This is a genomic window from Pseudomonas sp. JDS08PS003 (genome assembly GCF_045013505.1).
In the GTDB taxonomy this organism is placed as follows: Bacteria; Pseudomonadota; Gammaproteobacteria; order Pseudomonadales; family Pseudomonadaceae; genus Aquipseudomonas; species Aquipseudomonas protegens_B.
In genome coordinates, this window is the sequence record NZ_CP120724.1 from 3332430 (window position 1) to 3350956 (window position 18527).

Annotated in this window: 3 protein-coding genes (2 of these 3 cut by a window edge); all 3 read left to right on the forward strand. The window is 66.5% G+C overall.

From position 1 onward, the window contains the following. Tightly spaced (each overlapping or abutting the next), the 3 genes in view from P7C00_RS15200 to P7C00_RS15210 form a layout consistent with a single transcriptional unit that may run on beyond the window. Positions 1-9931: the 3' portion of an SDR family NAD(P)-dependent oxidoreductase gene (locus P7C00_RS15200; RefSeq protein WP_404939737.1), read on the forward strand. Its footprint begins 8315 nt before the window's first position; only the last 9931 of its 18246 coding nucleotides appear in the window; the start codon falls outside the window, past its left edge; it ends in the stop codon at positions 9929-9931. Then, positions 9915-17054: a beta-ketoacyl synthase N-terminal-like domain-containing protein gene (locus P7C00_RS15205; protein ID WP_404939739.1), complete on the forward strand. Its 7140-nt coding sequence runs from the start codon at positions 9915-9917 to the stop codon at positions 17052-17054. The genes P7C00_RS15200 and P7C00_RS15205 overlap by 17 nt, the downstream gene beginning before the upstream one ends. Further along, positions 17054-18527: the beginning of a beta-ketoacyl synthase N-terminal-like domain-containing protein gene (locus P7C00_RS15210; protein WP_404939741.1), read on the forward strand. Its footprint extends 10016 nt past the window's final position; only the first 1474 of its 11490 coding nucleotides appear in the window; the start codon lies at positions 17054-17056; its stop codon lies beyond the right edge, outside the window. Before P7C00_RS15205 ends, P7C00_RS15210 begins: the two co-directional genes overlap by 1 nt.

Genomic DNA, 18527 nt, shown 5'->3' on the forward strand with positions numbered 1-18527 from the left:
GAGCAGTTTCGGTTTTGATTCGATCAATCTGGCGCGGCTGGCAAAAAAGATCCAGCAACGGTTCGGCTTCGCCGTGAGCCCGGCGCTGTTTTTCTCCTATCCGACCCTGGCGCGCCTGGCCGAACATTTGGCGCAACAACAGGCAACGGCATTGACCCGGCACTATCGTGCGCAGGCCACGCCCAAGGCGGCCTTGGCCCAAGCGTCACAGCCCTCGGTGGCGCCGCTGGGAGTGGTTGCCGGGCCCGAGTCGGCCCCGGGCCATGAGGTCACGCGCCCGCTGCTGGCTGAACCCATCGCGATCATTGGCGCCAGCGGTCGTTTCCCGCAATGCGATTCGGTCGATGAAATGTGGCAGCTCTTGCTGGACGGGCGCAGTGCAGTGAGTTCGGCGCAAGCCCCTGAGGGCTACAGCTGCGGGTCGTTGCGGGGTGTGGACGAGTTCGACCCGCTGTTCTTCGGCATTTCTCCGCGTGCGGCGCAAGAGATGGACCCGCGCCAGCGGCTGTTGCTCGAGGAATCCTGGCGTGCCCTGGAAACGGCCGGTATCGGCCCCCGTCACTTGGCCAGCCAACGGGTCGGTGTGTTTGTCGGCCTGGAGGAGGGCGAGTACTTCCTACTGGGCGGCGGCGGTTCCATCACCGCTAACCACAGTGCTATTGCCGCCTCGCACCTGGCGTATTTCCTCGACCTCGATGGCCCGGTGATGACACTCAACACCGCCTGCTCCTCGGGCTTGGTGGCGTTGCACCAGGCCTGTCAGAGCCTGCGTCTGGGGGAGTGCGAGATGGCCCTGGTCAGCAGCGCCAACCTGATGCTCACGCCGCAGTCGTTCAGCCGCATGGACGAGGCCGGCATGCTTTCGCCGGACGGCCGCTGCCACACCTTCGATCAGCGGGCCAACGGCATGGTCCCGGGCGAGGCGGTGGTGGCGCTGGTGATCAAGCCGTTGTCGGCGGCCCTGGCGGATGGCGATCCGATTGTCTCGGTGATCGCCGCCAGCAAGATCAACTATGACGGCAAGACCAACGGCATCACCGCCCCCAACGGAGCGGCGCAGGCCCGCTTGCTGACCTCGACCTACGAGGCTTGCAACCTGGCGCCACGGCAGATCGATTACGTGGTGACCCACGGCACCGGCACGGCCCTGGGCGATGCGGTGGAAGTCAACGCACTGGCGCAAGTCTTCGGCCAGTCGCAGGAGGGCGCCCATTGCGCGCTGACCTCCACCAAGACCAACTTCGGCCATTGTCTGGCCGCGTCGGGCCTGGTCAGCACCTTGTGCCTGGCCTCGGCGCTGCGCCACGAAACGATCCCGCCGAGCCTGAACTTCACCACTCACAATGACTTTGTCGACTGGCAGGCGAGTGCTTTTTTCGTCAACACCCGGCCGCGCCCCTGGCCGCTCAAGGCTGATGGCGCGCGTCACGGTGCGGTCAGTGCCTTTGGCATGAGCGGCACCAACGCCCATGTGGTGCTGCGGGATCTCGCGGCGGATGAGCGACGCCAGCCACAACGCTTCAAGGTTTCTCCGGCCTACCTGCTGGTGCTGTCGGCGCGTTCGATCCTCTCGCTATGCGACCGGATCGAGCAACTGATCGACCTCCTGGCCGGCGATCCACAACTGGACCTGGCCGCTGTCAGCCACACCCTGCTGGAGGGCCGTCATCACTTTGCATACCGCTGTGCGCTGGTGGTGCAGGACCAGGCTTCGGCGCAGAGTCTGCTGCAACGACTGGCCAGTGAACACCTGCCACAGCTCAGGCGCCGGGCGAGCAGCGAGGACGCCTTGCCGGCGCAAGTGTTCGCGGAGCGGGTGTTGCTTGGCAAGGGCGACCAACACCAGGCGCCGCAAGCGTCGATTGTGTGCACCATCGAGCAATGGACACGGCAACTGGGGGATGACCTGGGCAGCGAAGTCCAGGTTGAGGGCTACGAGGAAACCCTGCGCGGGTTGGCCGAGTTCTACTGCCAGGGGTACACGCTGCCCTGGCACTTGCGTTACCCACGACAGGCTCCAGTGCGCCTGCAACTGCCGACCTATCCCTTTGAGCACGGGCGCTACTGGGTCGATCCCCAGGGGCCCGGTGGTCACCAGCAGCCGTCGGTGCCGCCGTTGCAAACGCTGGCGCAACCCTTGGTCCAGCACCAGGCTTCGCTGGCCAGTGGCGAGCGTTTCGTGTCGGCGTTTACCGGGCAAGAGTTCTTCCTGGCCGACCATGTGGTGCAGGGGCATCACGTATTGCCAGGGGTGGCCTACCTGGAAATGGCCCTGCAGGCTGCCACGACACTGCGACCCGACTGGCGCCATGCGCACTTGGCCAAGGTCGGCTGGATGGCGCCGCTGATCTGGGACCGCCGCGAGCAGCGGCAGGTGGAGACCTGGCTGACAGCGCTGGCCGGGGCCGACAGCTTTGCCTACCGCATCGTCAGCCGCCTGGCCGACCAGCCAGCGGCCGAGCCGACCGTGCATGGCCAAGGCGTGGTGTCGCTGTTCGATACGGTTCAGGCCGGGGACCCGGCGGCCAGCGCGGTGCTGGATATCCGGGCGCTGCAGGCCGGCAGCACGCATGTCTTGTCGGGCGCCGACTGCTACGCCGCGTTTCACGCCGCAGGGCTGGCTTACGGGCCGACCTGTCGGGTGATCGAGGCGATCTACTGTGATGCGCGCCAGTGCCTGGTGCGCCTGGTACTGCCCCAGGTGCCAGGCAGCCAGGCCAGCACCGGCTGGACCTTGCATGCGGCCTTGCTGGACGGCGCGTTGCAAGGGGTGGCGGGGTTCTTCCTGGGCGCAGACGGCAGTGGCAGCCTGCCGCAGAAGGTGCCATTCGCCCTGGATCAGGTGGATGTCCACGGTCCTCTGGATACAACGATGTGGGCACTTTTGACCCTCGATAGCCACGGTACGCTGAGCAAACTCAACGCTCGGCTGTATGACGACCTGGGCCAGTTGCGGGTCAGCCTGCGCGGGCTGGCGGCCCGGGAAATCACCCTGGCCGAGGACGCCGCGGTCACGCCGATCCGCCTGCAGCGCCAGTGGCAAGCCGTGCCGGCGGCGCACGCAACGTCGGCGCCCCAGGGCCAGCATCAAGTGCTGTTGCTGGCGGCAGATGATCCGCTGCCGGCGTTGAATCGCCTGGGCCGGTTGTTTCCTCAGGCCCAGGTGCAGGCCCTGGCGGTGGGCTCCAGTGGCCAGGACAACCCGGCCCTGGCCCGGGATTATCAGGCGGCGGCCGAGGCCCTGTTCAGCCACCTCAAGACCTGCCTGGGGGCCGGTGCCGGTCAGCAGCCGTTGTTTATCCAGGTGCTGCTGCTCGGCTGGCCGGTGGCCCCGGTCATGCTCGGCCTTGAAGGCCTGCTGAAAACCGCGAGCCTGGAAAACCCGAGGCTGCGTGGGCAACTGCTGGCCATGCAGTCCCTGGACGCGCTCGAACAAGGGCCGGTCAGCGCCGAACATCACGCGGTCTGGCTCGACGCTGGCGAGCAGCGGGTGCCGGTCTGGAGCCACCTGGCGGCGACAGCCGCGCAACCCCCGGTCTGGAAAGACGCCGGTTGCTACCTGATCACCGGTGGCGCGGGCGGGCTGGGACGTATCTTTGCCCGCGACATCATCGAGCACACCCATGGCGCGTGCATTGTGCTGGTGGGCCGCTCGCTGCTGAACCCGGCTGAACAACAGCAATTGGCCGCCCTTGAACGGCGCGGGGCCCGGGTCGAGTACTGCCAGGCGGACATCGGCCAACCGGCGGAAATCGAAGCCCTGCTGGCCTCGGTGCAACAGACCCATGGCCCCCTCAGCGGGGTGATCCATAACGCCGGCATCAACGCCGACGAGTTCATCGTCAACAAGACCCTGGCGCAGTTCGCCGCTGTGCTGGAGCCCAAGGTGCGGGGCACCGCCAACCTCGATCACGCGACCCGTCACCTGGACCTGGAGTGCTTTGTGCTCTGCGCCTCGGCCAGCGGCGTGACCGGCAATGTCGGTCAGGCCGACTACGCAGCGGCCAATGCCTTTCTCGATGGCTTTGCCCATGAGCGTAACCGGCAGGTGGCGCGGGGCGAACGCCGTGGGCAGACCCTGTCGCTGGACTGGTCGCTGTGGGCCGAAGGGCGCATGCGCCCCGACGCCTCCACCGAGCAGCGCCTGTGGACCCAGTCGGGCATTCGCCCGCTGAGCACGGCGGTGGCGCTGTCGGCGTTGCACGGCGCACTGGCCGCAGGCGCGACCCAGGTGCTGGTGGCCGAGGGTGATGCGTCCCGGGCCTTGCAGCCTTTTGGCTTGAGCCCAGCGGGACGCGCGCCGCTCGAGCCACCCCAGGCCGCGCCGGCCTCATCTCTGGGTTCGCTTGCGAGCCAAGCGCTGAGCGCGGCGCAGGTCCAGCACTACTTCAAGCAGTTGCTCGCCGATGTGTTCGCGTTGCCCGCCCATCGGATCGATGTCCAGGCGCCCCTGGAAGACTATGGCATCGACTCGATTATGGTCGGCCGCTTGAACGCCCGGCTCGAAGAGGTCTTCGGGCCATTGTCGAAAACCCTGTTCTTCGAATTCCAGACCCTGGAGAAACTCTGCGGCTATTTCCTTGAGCAGCATGGGCCAAAACTGAGCCAACTGATCACGCCGGCCGCGACCGCGAACGTTGCCGCAGCGGTCGGATTGCCGGTCACCGCGAGCGTCGCCCCTGAACCGGCGTTGCAGCCAGCGCCCGCCGTAGCCGGGCCGATGGAGTTCGCCATCGTCGGGCTCAGCGGCCAATACCCGTTGGCGGCGGATCTGCAGCAGTTCTGGGACAACCTGCAACAGGGGCGCGACTGCATCACGCCGATCCCGGCACAGCGCTGGAACCACCAACGCTTTTATGCCGAGCAGAAAAACCTGCCGGGCACCACTTATGGTCAATGGGGCGGTTTCATCGACGACGTGGACTGCTTCGACACCCTGTTTTTCAACATCTCGGCCCGTGAAGCGCAAATACTCGATCCCCAGGAGCGGCTGTTCCTGCAGTGTGCGTATCACCTGTTGGAAGACGCCGGCTATACCCGTGCGACCCTGGCCGCCACGGCTCGCCAATACAGCCCTGAACACAGCGCTGCCCATAGCCTGGACAGCGCCGCCGTCGGGGTGTTTGTCGGCGCCATGTACAACGAGTACCAGCTCTACGGTCCTGAGGAGACGGCCCTGGGCCATCCGCTGGCGATTCCCGGCAATGTTGCCTCGATTGCCAACCGGGTCTCGTACTTCTGCAACTTGCATGGCCCCAGCGTGACCCTGGACACCATGTGTTCCTCTTCGCTGACGGCCATCCATATGGCTTGCCAGAGCCTGTTGGCCGGCGAGTGCGCGGTGGCGATCGCCGGCGGCGTGAACGTCACCGTGCACCCCAACAAATACCTGGTGCTGGGGCAGGGGCGCTTTCTCTCCGACGACGGTCGTTGCCGCAGTTTCGGTGAAGGGGGCACGGGCTACGTGCCGGGCGAAGGGGTCGGCGCAGTGTTGATCCGTCCGCTGGCGGATGCCCTGGCCCAGGGCGATCGCATCTATGGGGTGATCCAGGCTTCGGCCATCAACCACGGTGGCAAGACCAACGGGTATTCGGTGCCCAACCCCAATGCCCAGGCGGCGCTGATTCAGGCCGCCCTGCACCAGGGCCGGGTGGAGCCCCGCGCCATCAGTTACATCGAGGCTCACGGCACCGGCACCGCCCTGGGCGATCCGATCGAGATCGCCGGGCTGAACAAGGCCCTGGGCACGGCTGGCGAACAGGACCGGCACTGCGCCATCGGCTCGGTCAAATCCAATATCGGCCACTGTGAAAGCGCCGCCGGTATCGCTGGGGTGACCAAGATCCTGTTGCAATTCCAGCACCGGCAATTGGTGCCTTCGCTGCATTCGGCCGTGCTCAACGGCAACATCGACTTTGCCGACGGTGGGTTGCGGGTGCAGCAAACCCTGACGGACTGGACGGTGGCCGCGGGTGAAACCCGGGTGGCGGCGGTGTCGTCGTTTGGCGCCGGTGGCGCCAATGCCCACCTGATTCTGCGTGAACCCACTGAGCGTGAATCCGCCCGCGGGGCGCCAGGGCATGACGGCCAGGCCTGGGCGATCCCGCTGTCGGCTCGCACGGCGGGGCAACTGCGCGACAAGGTTGAACAATTGCGCCAGGCCCTGGCCGATGGCCAACCACGGACCTTGGCGGACATTGCCCATACCTTGCAGGTCGGGCGTGAAGCCATGCGCGAGCGCTTGGTGTTCATGGCCGACTCGCTGGACACCCTCGCTCGGCACTTGCAGACCTTGAGCCTGAACTGGACCCAGGTCGAGGCAGCGTCCGGGGCGGGTCTGTGGCGGGAGCCGAGCGGAGCAGGGCTGTTCTACCGTGCCAAGGCCGGCGCTGCATCCGCTGCCGTGGCTGCCGAGGCTAGCCTGGAGGCACACCTGCAGAGCTGGGTGGCGGGGGGCTCGCTGGACTGGGCCCACCTGCAGCCTCGCACTACGGCTCGGCGCATCAGCCTGCCGCTGTACCCGTTCGCCAAGGAGCGCTACTGGGCGCCACTGGGCCGGGATGCTATTGCCCCCGCGTTGCCCCAGGTGGCGGACCAGCCGATTCTGACTCGCAGCTGGCACGCCGCGCCCCTCCCATCCGTGGCATCACCTGCGGCCCAGGGGGCGCTGCTGATCCTGTGCACCGAGCCGACCCTCGGGCTCGCCCAGGGCTTGTTTGCGTCCGGCGCTCAAAGCCTGGATCGGCATTACCTGGTGCACCAAGGCCCGGGCGCGGTTGATTTGCATGATCCCGACAGCACCCTGGCCGCCTATCGGCGCTGCCCGGGCGCGTTGACGGGGCTGATCGACCTGACCGCCCTGGACCCGGTCTATGAAGCCAGCACCGCCCTTGAACGAGGCAAGCTGGCGCTGCTCCAGGCCTTTGTCGCCGAGCAGCGCCAACAAGCGCCGCGGCTGTTGCTGGTGACCCGGGGCCTGCAGCCCTGGAAGCTTCAGCCGACCCTGCAAGGGGCGCGCAGCGTGGGCCTGTATCGGATGCTCAATGCCGAATATCGCAGCGTGCAGGCGGGGGTACTGGACAGCGATTTGGACCTGTCGCAACCGACCGCGCTGATGGCGCAGATCGAAGCCGAGTTTAACGCCGGGCCCCAGGCTGAGTGCTGCTATCGCCAGGGTGAGCGCTTCGTCGCGACCTTCACGCCGCTGGCCACGAGCAACACCGCCGCCGCGACGTACCGGGCGGACGATGTGCTGCTGGTGACCGGCGGCACTGGTGGTATCGGTGCGGCCCTGGTGGATCATTTGATTCAGGCGGGGGTGCGGTCCCTGGCGATCATGGGCCGTGAAACCTTGCCCGACGCCGAGCAGTGGCCAGGGATACTGGCCGATGGCGCCGGCCTGGACGGCCGGGTCCTGGGCAGGATTCGCCGGCTGCAAGCTTGGTTGGAGCAGGGTGTACGGCTTGCCTATCAGTCGTGCGACCTGCAGACGCCAAGCGCCATCGACCAGGCCATCGAGCGCTTCGAGGGGGCGTTGGGCCCGATCACCGGGGTGTTCCACTGCGCCGGATCGGTGAGCACCGCGCCGGCCTTCATCAAGAAGTCCCTGGATGAAATGGCCGCGGTATGCACCCCGAAAATCAACGGTCTGGTGGCGCTGTACCAGCGTCTGAACAGTCAGCGGCTACGCTTTTTCCTGATGTTCTCCTCGGTCTCGGCGAGCGTGCCGGCCCTGGCAGCAGGGCAGAGCGACTACGCCATGGCCAATGCCTATATGGATCAATTCGCGCTGGCCCACGGGCGGGTGGGATTGTGTTCGGTGCAATGGCCGGCCTGGGCCGAGGTGGGCATGGCGGTGGACAACACCGGGCCGTTGGCTCTGCAGTTGGGGCTCAAGCCGCTGAGCACGGCGATTGGCCTGGGGTTGCTGGATCGGGTGCTCGCCCTGGCGCTGTCGCCGGACAATCCGCGGCTGTGCCTGCCGTGTCATGTCGACCTCGAACGCTTCAACCCGGCGCAACTGACCCAGCGTCCCGCCGCTGTTACTGCGCCGGCACCGGCACCAGCCCCGGTCGCGCCCGCAACGCTTGCTCCCGCGCCTTTGCTGGCGGCGGTGGAGGAAGCGTTGCGCCAACTGTTGATGGAGGAACTGAAGTTCACCGCCGAGCAACTGACGGATCGGGACATGGCGTTTGCCGACTACGGCATTGAGTCGATCATGGTCCTGCAACTGATGGAGAGCCTCAGCGCCTGGGTGGGCAGCCGCCTGGACCCGTCGCTGATGTTCGAGTTCACCACCCTGGGCAGCCTCTGTGAGCATCTGGTCAGCACCTATCCCGAGGCCCTGAGGCAGCACCTGGGCACCCCCGATCAAAGCTCGGCGCCGGTCCTGCCGGCGCCACCGATAGGGCCGAATCCGGCCCCTGCTGTGGCGCCGAATCCGGCCCCTGCCGTGGCGCCGAACCCGGCTCCTGCCGTGGTGCCGGCGACGACGTCCCGGCCAGCGGAGGAGATCGCCATTATCGGTCTGGCCGTGCGCCTGCCCGGCGCGGCCGATGCCGAGGCCTTCTGGACCCTGCAAAGCAGCGGTCAATCGGCCATCGGGCCGATGCGCGATCAACGCTGGCCGGGTGGACAGGGCCAGGCCCATGGCGGTTGGCTGGACGGTATCGATCAGTTCGATCCTGTGTTCTTCGGCCTCAACCCCAAGGATGCAGCGGTGATGGACCCCCAGGCCCGGCTGATGCTGGAACAAAGTGTCACGGCGCTGTTCGATGCCGGTTATTCGCTGCGCGAGCTGTCGGCCCGGCCGGTGGGGGTGTATGTCGGTGGCCGCCTGCGGGTGACTGCCGATGCCCAGTCACTGGCTCAGGCCAGCAACCCGATTCTGGGGGTGGGGCAGAATTACCTGGCGAGCAACCTGTCGCGCTTCCTCAACCTGACCGGCCCCAGCATGGTGGTGGATACCGCCTGCTCCTCGGGCCTGACCGCGATGTCCCTGGCGTTCGATGCCCTGCGCAACGGCAGCATCGACATGGCCCTGGTGGGCGCTACCAGTCTGTTGACCTCATCGGAGGCCCATGACCTGTTTTCGGCGCGCAATATCCTCAGCCCGGACGGCGCGTTCAACATCTTCGACGACCGCGCCGCCGGCGATGTGCTGGGCGAGGGCGTGGTGGCCCTGGTCTGCAAGACCCTGAGCGCAGCGCAGGCTGACGGCGACCGCATCTACTGCGTGGTCAAGGGCCTGGCGTTGAACAATGACGGTCGCACCCTGGGGCCGGGCTCGCCCAACCTCAAGGCGCAGCAAGAGGTGATGCACAAAGCCTTGCAGCAGGCCGGCAAGAGCCCGCGGGATGTGGGTTACATCGAGGTCAATGGCGGTGGTTCGGCAGTGGTCGATGCGGTGGAGATCAAGGCCCTGGCCCAGGTCTATGAACTGGATGACAGCACCCTGGACGCCTGTTGCCTGGGTTCGGTCAAACCCAGTGTCGGTCATCTGTTGCTGACTTCGGGGCTGGCCGGTTTCGTGCGCTGTGCCCTGAGCCTGCACCATCGGCAGATCGTTCCCAGCGCCTGTGGCCTGGAGCCGTTCGAGCATTTTGATTTCGACAGCTCACGGGTGCATTTCAACCGTCGGACCCTGGACTGGAAAGCCACCGATGGCCGTCCTCGGGTGGCCGCCCAGAGTTGCTTCCCGGACGGTGGCACCAACTGCCATGTGATTCTCGAAGAGTTCGTCGCCGCCGCTGATTACGTGCCTGTGCGCCAGCCGTTGCCCGCCCCGGTGTTCGACCGCCGGCGCTTTTCTCTCAATCGCGATAACACGCCGGCCCCCGTTGCCCAGGTTGCAGCTGCACCCCTGGCAGCGGCTGTTGCGCCTTCTTCTATCCCGTCAAGCTGGGGTGTGATTCATGAACAAGTACTTTGATTTGACGATTGGCGCCGACCATCCACTGGTGGCTCATCATCGCGTCCAGGGCCAGGCCATTCTGCCGGGCCTGGCGTATATCGATCTGCTCCTGCGAGTGGCCCGCGACGGCCTGGGGCTCGATTGCCTGCGCACCGAAGTGCGCGATCTGGTGATCTATCAGCCGTTGATTGTCCAGGCCGCTTCGGCGCTGCGCCTGACCCTGACGATGCAGCCTCGGGACGGTGTCTGGCTGATCGATGTCGATGGCGTGGAACTGCAAGACGCTGTGGCCGTGGGGGCCAAGGTGAAGTACTGCACGGCGCAGTTGCACCCGGCGGTCGAGGGGGCAGGGGCCAAGCCTGATCTGGACTTGGCCGCCCTCAGGGCCGAGGCCGACAGCCTGGTGCCGTTGCAGGCGTTGTATGCCCAGGCGCGGGAGCGGGCGTTGGTGCATGACGGGCTGTTGATGGCCGAAGGCAACATCCAGCGTTTTGCCTGGGGCTGTCTGATCGAGCTCAGCGTGGCGCCGCAGTGGCGGCAGTTGATGCCCGATGCGCTGTTCCACCCGACCCTGATCGATGGCGCGGCGGTGGCCAGCGCGGTACTCGAAGACTCTTTGCCCCCCGGCGATGACGGCCTGTACCTGCCTTTGCACTACGGCCGCTTCCACGCCAGGGCGCTGTTGCAGGAGGCTTGCGTGGCCCGCGTCGAGCTGGCGCGGATCGTCACCGCCAATGACATCCGCAAGCTGGACATCGATTTCTATGACGGCGCCGGTCGCTGGGTGGCCAGCCTGGGCGAGTTGACCGGCAAGCGCGTCAGGGAACCGCTGCAGGCGACTGCGCCCCAGGCGCCGCAGAGCCCTCGGCCGGTCCAGGCGGCGCATGCCCAAGACGTGGCTCCCGAGGTGCTGGCGGTGTTCGCCCGGCATCTGCAGGTTCGCGTCGATCAGCTCGATCCGCAACGCGGCTTTTTCGATATGGGCCTGAGTTCGGCGCAGATGCTCACCATCCTCAAGGATATCGAGCAACTGCTGTCCCGGCGCTTGAACCCGACCTTGCTGTTTGAATACAACACCGTCGAGGAGCTGCTGGGGCATCTGCGCCAGTGGACCCCCAAGGCCGCTCCCTTGGCGCTGGCGCCAACCCCCGTGCGCCAGCCTGCTTCGGCGTCTTACCGTTTCGCGGCCGATGAGGCCTACCTGCTGGATCATCGGGTGGATGGCCAGCCGGCCCTGATGGGCATCACCTATCCGAGCCTGGTGCTGCAAACCGCGCTGGCAGGCGCGGCGGGCAGGCCGGTCAGCCTGCAGGACATTCGCTTTCACGGCGGCCCGCTGAAGCTCCAGACGGGGCAGGTTGCCGAGATCGAGGTGCGCCTGGAAGCCGAGGACAGCGCAGGCTTCAGCGTGTATCAAAGCTTGGTTGGGGAGGGCGCGAGCCTGTGCTGCGAAGGCCGACTGCAAACGCTGGAGCAGCGCGAACCGGCCGCGCTCGATCTTCCGGCGTTGATCAGCGCAGCGCGCCCATGCAGTGCGCAGCAGATCGACAGTTGGTACCGTGCCGTGCCGGCCTTTGCCCTGGGCCCGATGCTCAAGACCCTCGTTGCCGCCTATGAAGGCGCCGATGGCAGCTTGATCTGTGAGGTGCAGTTGAGCGACACCGAGCGTTCCTTTACCCACGGCCTGGCCCTGGACCCGCTGTTGCTCAACAGTTGCTACCTGTTTCCAGCGCCGTCCCGCTCTGCAGAGACCTTTGTGCCACTGTTGATCGAACGCCTGACGCTGTGGCGCAACGCGGGCAGCAAGGCCTTTGTGGTGACCGGACCGAAGCGGGTCAAGGACGGTTTCATTGCCTTTGATGCCCAGATCGTCGATGCCCAGGGGCGGCCCCTGGCGTCACTGTTGAATGCCTCGTTGCGCCGGTTGGAGCCCGGCGTTGCGGCGCAACCCGCTGCTGCCACGCTTCAGTCCCAGTCCCAGTCCCAGCCCGGTCACCGGGTGGCGGTGATCGGCATGGCCGGGCGTTTCCCCCAGGCCTATGACCTGAATGGGTTCTGGGAGAACTTGCAGGCGGGCAAGGATTGCATCAGCGAGATCCCGGCCAACCGCTGGGATTGGCGCGACTATTACAGCGACAGCGGCGAGCCGGGGACCATTTCCAGCAAATGGGGCGGCTTTATCGACGATGCCGACACCTTCGACCCGCTGTTCTTTCAGATTTCTCCTCGAGAAGCCGAAGTGATGGACCCTCTGGAGCGGCTGTTCCTGCAGCACGCCTGGATGGCCATGGAGGACGCCGGTTACACCCGCGAGGCCTTGCAGCGCAGCGCCGCCGGAGACAGCGCGGCGAATGTCGGTATTTACGCCGGGGTCATGGGCCAGGAGTACCCGCTGTTCGCCGCGCAATCCGCGGCCCCCATGGGGCTGGGTGGCGGCACCTCTTCGGTGGCCACGCGCATGGCCTATGTCGGCAACTTCAATGGCCCGGCCATGGCCATCGATACCATGTGTTCAAGCTCCCTCGTGGCCCTCGACATGGCATGCCAGGCCCTGCGTTCGGGGGCGGTCAACGCGGCCTTCGCCGGCGGCGTCAACTTGAGCCTGCACCCGAGCAAATACCTGATGCTGTCCCAGGGGCAGTTCATTTCCTCCAAGGGCCATTGCGAGAGTTTCGGTGAGGGGGGCGACGGTTACATTCCCGGCGAAGGCGTGGGGGTGCTGTTGCTCAAGCGCCTGGAGGATGCCGAGCGTGACGGCGACTTCATCTACGGGGTGATTCGTGGCACCGCGGTCAATCATGGTGGCCGTGCCAGTGGCTACACCGTGCCCAACCCCGCGGCGCAGACCCAGGTGATCGCTCAGGCCTTGCGCCGGGCGGCGGTTGATCCGGGCGATATCAGCTACATCGAGGCCCATGGCACCGGCACCCGATTGGGCGACCCTATCGAAATCAGCGGCCTGACCAAGGCGTTCGGCCATGATCCCGAGCAGCCCCGCGATACGCCGTGCCTGATGGGGTCGGTGAAATCCAACATCGGCCATTGCGAAGGCGCCGCCGGGGTCGCGGGAGTGATCAAGGTACTGCTGCAAATGCAGCATCAGGTCATAGTGCCGTCGCTGCATTCCCGGACCTTGAATCCCAACATCGACTTTTCCCTGACCCCGTTCCAGGTCAATCAGCAGTTGGTGCCGTGGCCGGGCAAGGGCGCGCGGGATCGGCGCATTGCCGGGATCAGCAGCTTTGGTGCCGGTGGGGTCAATGCCCATGCCGTCGTCGAGGACTATCCGGCGGCTGTGACCCAGGCTCGACCTTTGGCCGCCGCGCTGATTCTGCTGTCAGCCCGCGACGTTTCCCGACTGCCGCTGATGGCCGGCAACCTGCTGGCGGCCATCGAGCGTCTGCACCTGACGGACGACGCGCTACCCAGCCTGGCCTACACCCTGCAAGTGGGGCGTGAAGCTATGGAGCATCGCGCCGCCACCGTGGTCGCGTCCCTGGATGAACTCAAAGAACGCCTGCACAGCCTGGCCACCTCGGCGGACGCTGCGCACTGGCTGCGGGGCGCGGCCAGCCAGGGCAAGGACACTCAGGCGCTGTACCGGGATCAAGACGCCCAAGCGCTACTCCATACCTGGCTGGACAAGGCCAACCTGCCGGCATTGGCGCGGGTCTGGGTGATGGGCGTGGCGGCGCCCTGGCTGCGCCTGTACGGGGCTCACCAGGGTTTTGCCCAGCCGCCCCGACGCCTGCCGTTGCCGAGCTATCCGTTCAAGACCGAGCGCTATTGGCTGGCTGAACTGGCGGCGAAGGTGGCGCGCCCGGCAGCGCTTGAGCAGATGCCGCCCGCGGCGCAAAGCGCGCTGTTTGCCCAGCACTGGCTGCCGCGCCCCGCAGCGGCAACCCCGGCGGCCCCGGGGCATGAACAGGGTTTCGTGCTGATTATCTGCACCGCCGCTACCCAGGCGCTGGCGCAACGTCTGGCGGCGCGTCTGGAGGCCGCACGCATCGTGCCGATCAATGAATTGGCGCAACGCGCCGAGCTGTTGTGCAAGCCCAACGGGCATGTGTTGCACGGGGTGCTGGACATCACCGGCTACGACAGCGCCTTTGTCGAGGGCTGCGCCAGCGAGGTGAGTGGCTGGTTCGAGGGCCTGCAACGGCTGGTGGAGCAGACGCGCTTGCGCGATATCTGTCTGCTGTACGTCTCCCAGTACCTGGAGGCGTTCCAGCGTCCGGCGTCCCTGGCGCCCGCGCCCCAGGCAGCGGTCCCGGCCTGCTTGTACCGTTGCCTGGGGGCCGAATATCAGCGCTTGCGCAGTGGCCACATGGACACTGACCTGGCGGCCGACGATCCGCAGCTGGTGCCGCAGATCATCGAGCAACTGTATCGCCTGCCGCACGAACGGCATGTCTGCTACCGCGCCGGGCGGGCGTATTGGCCCGCGCTGCAGGCAGTGGCCCCCGATTGCGCAGGGTCAAGGTTCAGCCTGCCCGCGGAACAGGTGCTGTGGATCACCGGTGGCACCCGGGGCTTGGGGCTGTTGTGCGCGCAGCACCTGGTCAGTGGCCATGGCGTGCGCAAGCTGGTGCTCAGCGGGCGCGAAGCCTTGCCGCCCGCGGCTCAGTGGCCGGCGTTGCTGGCGGGCCCGGCCAGCCCGCTGCAGGCGAAGGTGCGCGCCTTGTCGGCACTGCAGCAGCAGGGTGTCGAGGTGTTGACCCTGGCGGTGGACATGAACGATGCCCGGGCGCTGCAACAGGCCGTGGCGCAGATCGGCCGCGATTTGGGCCCGGTGGGCGGGGTGATTCACTGCGCGGGCCTGGGGGATTACAACAACCCGGCGTTGATCCGCAAACAGATCGCCGATGTGCACAACGTCCTGGCGCCCAAGACCCGCGGACTGGACAACCTCTACCGCGCGCTGAAGGGCTCGCCGCTGTCGTTGTTTGTCCTTTACTCCTCGGTCAGCGCGCAATTGCCCGAGCTGGCGGCGGGGCAGGTCGACTACGCCATGGCCAACGCCTATATGGATGCCTTTGCCGCGCAGCATCAGGCCGACAAGGTGCTCAGCCTGCAATGGCCGAGCTGGTCCGACACCGGCATGGGGGCCATGGACAGCGAACTGTATCGCGGCACCGGGCTGCTGGGGCTGAGCGATGAGGACGGTCTGGCGCTGCTGGACCAGGCGCTGGCCAGCGGACGTTCGGGGGTGTTGTTGCCGGCGCGCTTCAACCCTCAACTGTGGTTGCAGGGTCCGGCGCACAAGGCGCTCAACCCTGTGTTCAGTGCGGTGCCCAGTGCGGCGCCCGTGGCAGCGCGTCCTGCGGCAGAGCTTTGTGCCGCAGTGCTTCCCGCCATGGCGGGGAGCGCCCTCAAGGATCAGGTACAGCAATGGTTGAGCGGCTTGTTTACCGGCGAGCTGCGCATCGCCCCGGCGGATTTCGATCCACTGCTGGATTTTGCCCACTACGGTCTGGACTCGATTCTGATGGCGCAGATCCTGCGGACCATCAATCGGCGACTGAAGGTCGACCTGGCGCCGTCGTTGATTCTCGAACACCCGAACCTCACGGACTTGAGCCAATGGTTGCTGGCCCAGCAGGGACCGGCCCTGGCCCAGGCATTTGCCCTCAACGCCGAGACAGAGACTGCGGTGCCAGCAGCGCCAGCGGTGCAGCCCCTCCCATTATTGGCGACCGCACCCGCGCTTGAGGTGCCAGCGGCAACGGTCGGCGAGCCGGGCGTCGAGGCCGATGAAATTGTCGTGGTCGGCCTGTCGGCGCGTTTTCCCGGGGCCTCGAATCTCGACGACTACTGGCGCCTGCTCAAGGAGGGACGCAGCGCCCTGGCGCCGGTGCCTGCCGAGCGCTGGCAGGGTGGCGCGCATTACCAGGCCGGCCTGCTGGATAACCCCCATCACTTTGATCGCCAGACCTTTCATATTCCAGAGGAAGACTTCCATGCCATGGACCCCCAGGCCCTGATAGTGCTGGAAGAGTGCCTGAACCTATGGGCCCACGCGGGTTATCGGGTCGAGGAAACCAAGGGCAGTGCGATTGGCGTCTATCTGGGCGGTCGCGCCCGCAGCAGCCTGGACCCCGAAGCCCTGGGCAAGGCGCGGAATCCGATTGTAGTGGCCGGGCAGAATTACCTGGCGGCCAACCTTTCGCACTTTTTCGACTTCAGTGGCCCGAGCATGGTGATCGATACCGCCTGCTCTTCAGCGCTGGTGGGCATGAGCCTGGCCGCCCAGGCCCTGCGCAGCGGCGAGATCAGCGCGGCGGTGGTCGGCGGGGTCAGCCTGCTGGACGGCGAGCGTACCCACGGGGTGTTCCAGCAGCGCGGTCTGCTCAGTGCGGGGGGGCATTTCCACCTGTTCGATGAACGGGCCGACGGCATCGTGCTGGCCGAAGGTGTTGGCCTGGTGCTGCTCAAGACCGCCGCCCAGGCTCGCCGCGACGGCGACACCGTGTACGCGCGCATCAGTGCCCTGGCCAGCAACAACGACGGGCGCACCGCTGGCCCGGCCACGCCCAATGTGCAGCGCCAGAAGGCGGTGATGGGCAAGGCCTTGGAGCAGTCGGGGCTGACGCCCGGGCAGATCGACTACATCGAGGTCAATGGTTCCGGCTCCCAGGTCACCGACCTGCTGGAACTCAAGGCCATCGACGCGGTGTATGGCCATGGCGAGGGGGCCGGGCGTGCGCCCGAGAACCCCTGCGGGCTGGGCTCGATCAAGCCCAACATCGGCCATCCACTGTGCGCCGAAGGCATCGCCAGCTTTATCAAGGCGGTGCTGATGATCCAGCACCACAGCCTGGTGCCGTTCCTGTCGGGACAGCAGCCCCTACGCCATTTCGACCTTGAACAGTCGGCGTTCTACTTTCCACGCAACGCGGTGGCGTTGCCCGAGGGGCGGCCACTGCGGATCGCCCTCAACTGCTTTGCCGACGGTGGCAATAACGTCCACGTCATTGTGCAAAGCCCGCACGCGTCCACCCCCCCTGCAAGGCGCCAGCCTCTGGCGGCACCTGCCTTGCACCGTCAACGCCAGGGGCATGCCCCGGTCGCGACGATGGAACCGACATTGCCGGCCCGCGATTACGCGCACGCCACCTCCATGATTTGGGAGCAACTCTGATGCGCACTCTATTGGCCGAGAGCAAGATTTCGCTGTCTTGCACCAACCCTGTCATCGGCGCCCATTGGGTGCACGGGCGCCCGGTGTTTCCGGGACTGGCCTATATCGATCTGATTTATCAGGTCTGCCAACAGCAGGGCCTGGGGTGGGCCGAACACCGTTTGCAGACCTTGCGTATCCACCGGCCCCTGGCCCTCGAAGGGGCCGACAGCAGCCTGGTGGTGCGGGTTGCGCTGTTTCGCGAGCACCCGGGGCATTACACCCTGGTGGTCGAAGACCTGAACACTGGCGACCCGGCCCGGCCGTACGCTACGGCGGAGCTCGAGCAGACCGAGCCTGCGGCGTTTGCCCCGGGCGAGCGGTTGCAGCCCTGGGCCGCCGGCAGTGCTCGGCAGGTGACCCTGGAGGCGCTGTATGGGCAGTGCCGCGACCAGCAGTTGGTGCATGACGATTACATGCAGGTACGCGGACAGATCAGCACCGGGCCCGATGGGTTGCAGGCCAGTCTGAGCGTGGGGCCACAGGCGTTGCCCGAGGTCGGGCGGTTTTTGTTTCACCCGGCGCTTCTCGACGGTGCGGCCATCAGTTCCCAGGCGTTGGAACTGCGCAGCGGCGAGCAGGGCGCACCGGCCGAAGGTCTGTACCTGCCGCTGCTGTTCCAGGGGTTCAGCGCGGTGGCGCCCATCACCGGGCAATGTCGGGTACGGATCAAGGCTGACTCGGTCAGTGTCCATCAAGAGTTGGTGGTCTTTACCCTGGAGCTGTTTGCCGACAGCGGTGAAAAAGTCGCGCAGATCGAGCGCTTCACCGCCAAGCGGGTGCGGGCCGAGCGCGGCCTGCACCAACCGACGCTGGCGCCCCCGCGGCCCGCCCGAGTGGCCTGCGATCCGGCGCCGATTGACGCCAGCGAACACCCGGTGATGCTGGGGTTGCGGCGCCTGATTGCGGACAAACTGGGCACCAGCGCGGCCCAGGTGGCCCTGGATAAAGGCTATTACGAGCTGGGGCTGGATTCGGCGGATTTGCTCGACCTGGTGGCCAATGCCAGTCAGGCCCTGGGGCTGGAGCTGTCGCCGACCCTGTTGTTCGAGCACACCACGCTGCGCGAGCTGGGGCTGTTCTTTCAGCAGCACCATGGCGTGGAGCAAGGGGCCACGAAGGCGTCCACGCCTGCGCAGCAGGAGGGCGCGGCCTGGACCCAGCGCTTCGAGGCCCACGAGGCCTATCTGCAAGACCACCGGGTTCTGGGCACGCCGGCCTTGATGGGGGTGACCCATCCGTGCCTGGCCATTGAGGCCTGCGTGCAGCAGTGGGGCGCCGAGAGCTTTCCGCTGAGCCTGAGCCATGTACGTTTCCTGGGCGGTCCGATCACCTTGCAAACCGGCGAGTCGGTGGACGTGACGGTGACCCTGGAGCCACAGCGTGAGGCGTTCAGTGTCGGCTTTCGCCGCGACCCTGCGAGCGCTGTCGAGC